General features: G+C 66.3%; 3 protein-coding genes. All 3 read left to right on the plus strand.

Going from position 1 to position 2,214, the window contains the following annotated elements:
• The first annotated feature begins 353 nt into the window (after nt 1–353).
• Nucleotides 354–734, plus strand: coding sequence for an aspartate 1-decarboxylase (panD, locus tag ABYB95_RS22070; protein ID WP_372662033.1), 381 nt, complete (start codon nt 354–356; stop codon nt 732–734).
• Between the two features lie 8 nt (nt 735–742).
• Entirely contained in the window at nt 743–2,062 is a 1,320-nt protein-coding gene (bioA, locus tag ABYB95_RS22075; RefSeq protein ID WP_372662036.1) for an adenosylmethionine--8-amino-7-oxononanoate transaminase, read from the plus strand.
• On the plus strand, nt 2,062–2,214 hold a 153-nt coding region (locus tag ABYB95_RS22080), incomplete at its 3' end, for an AAA family ATPase (protein WP_372662039.1). The genes bioA and ABYB95_RS22080, both read left to right, overlap by 1 nt.

Genomic DNA, 2,214 nt, shown 5'->3' on the forward strand with positions numbered 1-2,214 from the left:
CCCATAGCCCGGCTATGGGGCAAAAAGACGGTAAAAAATGGACCGCTGCGGGCGATTTGCAGCCGACGCTTCTTCTGCCGCGCAGGCTCCTAGGCCAGACAGCCCGTCTGGCCGTCGTCGCGCGCCTAGATTGGCGCTGTTTTCACCCCTTTCGCACTTGGAAATATAGTGTGAACAGGCCCTAAGACGGGCGCTGGACCGGAGCAAGACCATGGGCGACACGGGATCGCTGGGCGCGGCATCGCCAGCGACCGGGTGTCGCATGCCCGACAATGCCGCCAGGATAGGGTTTTCACCCTTCCGTAATTTATAATTCAAAATTGCAATAACGCCCAAGCCTTGTGGAGTGTTCCGTGTTCCGTACCTTGCTGAAATCCAAAATCCACCGCGTTGCCGTGACCCAGTGTGAGCTGCATTACGAAGGCTCCTGCGCCATCGACCAAGACTTGCTGGACGCCGCGAACATCGCGGAAAACGAACAAATCCACATCTGGAACATCAACAACGGCGAGCGCTTCGTCACCTATGCCATCCAGGGCCAACGCGGCAGCGGCATGATTTCCGTCAACGGTTCGGCGGCGCGCCGCGCCTCGGCGGGCGACCTCATCATCATCGCGGCCTTTGCCCAGGTGCACGACGACCAGGTGGCCGCGCACCAGCCGCAGCTGGTGTTCGTCGACGCGCACAACAAGCAGACCGAATTGCGCCACGCCGTGCCGGTGCAAGGCGTTTGAGCGCTACCATGCCGAGCGGACTGGTCGAGCGCAGCCTGGCGCACGTCTGGCATCCGTGCACGCAAATGAAGCGCCACGAGGCGGTGCCACCGGTGGCGATCGCGCGCGCGCAAGGGCCCTGGTTGTACGGTGAAGACGGTCAGCGTTATCTGGACGGCATCAGTTCCTGGTGGGTGAACCTGTTTGGCCACAGCCACCCGCACATCCAGGCCGCGCTGGTGGACCAGCTGGCCCGGCTGGACCACGTGATGCTGGCTGGGTTCACGCACGCGCCGGTGGTGGAGCTCTCCGAGCGCCTGGCCCGGCTCACCGGGCTGGGCCACGCCTTCTACGGCAGCGACGGCGCGGCCGCCACCGAAATCGCGCTCAAGATGAGCGCCCACTACTGGCGCAACACCGGTCGGCCCGAGAAAAACCGCTTCGTTGGCCTGGCCGGGGGCTACCACGGCGAAACCGTGGGCGCGTTGGCGGTGACCGATATCGCGATCTTCCGCGCCGCCTACGCGCCGCTGACCCGGCTGGCCGCCACCGTGCCCAGCCCAGACGCCCGCGCCGCGTTGCCCGGTGAGAGCGCGCGCGAGCTGGCCCTGCGTTGCGCGCAGGCGCTGGAGCACTGGCTGGCCGAACACCATGCGCAAACCGCCGCCCTGATCCTGGAACCCCTGGTGCAGTGCGCCACTGGCATGGCCATGCACGACGCCGAATACCTGCGCCGCGCCCGTGCGCTGTGCGACCGCTATGACGTGCACCTGGTGGTGGACGAAATCGCCACCGGCTTTGGCCGCACCGGCACGCTGTTCGCCCACCAGCAAGCCGGCATCCGGCCCGATTTCATTTGCTTGTCCAAAGGGCTGACCGGTGGCACCTTGCCACTGTCCGCCGTGCTCACCACCGACGCGGTCTACGCCGCGTTTTACGACGATGCGGTGGAGCGTGGCTTTCTGCATTCGCACTCCTACACCGGCAACCCGTTGGCCTGCCGTGCCGCCGTGGCCACGTTGGAATTGTTCGAGCAGACCGACGTGCTGGCCGACAACGCCCGTCTGGCCGACCGGCTGGACGCCGCCTTTGCGCCGTTGACGCAGCACCCACGGGTGCGGCACGCGCGGCGCCTGGGCATGATCTGGGCCTGGGACATAGAAACCACGCTGCCCGACTTTTCCAACCGCTACCACCACCACGCCATGGCGCGCGGCTTGTTGCTGCGGCCCATAGGCCGTACCTTGTACACCATGCCACCGTATCTGCTGGGCGAAGAGGCCGAGCAATGGCTGGCACAGCAAGCGCACAGCGCCTTGCTGGCGACACTGGCCGAAGAGGGCCGCTGATGAAAGCCTGTTTTGTGGTCGGCACCGACACCGGTGTGGGCAAAACCTGGGCCTCGGCCGCCATGCTGCGCGCGCTGGCGGCCCACCACCCCCGCGTGGTGGGCATGAATCCGGTGGCGGCGGGCTGGGTGGCGGTGGCGGGCGAGGGTGGC

It is taken from the genome of Hydrogenophaga sp. (genome assembly GCF_041633695.1).
Lineage (GTDB): Bacteria > Pseudomonadota > Gammaproteobacteria > Burkholderiales > Burkholderiaceae_C > Hydrogenophaga.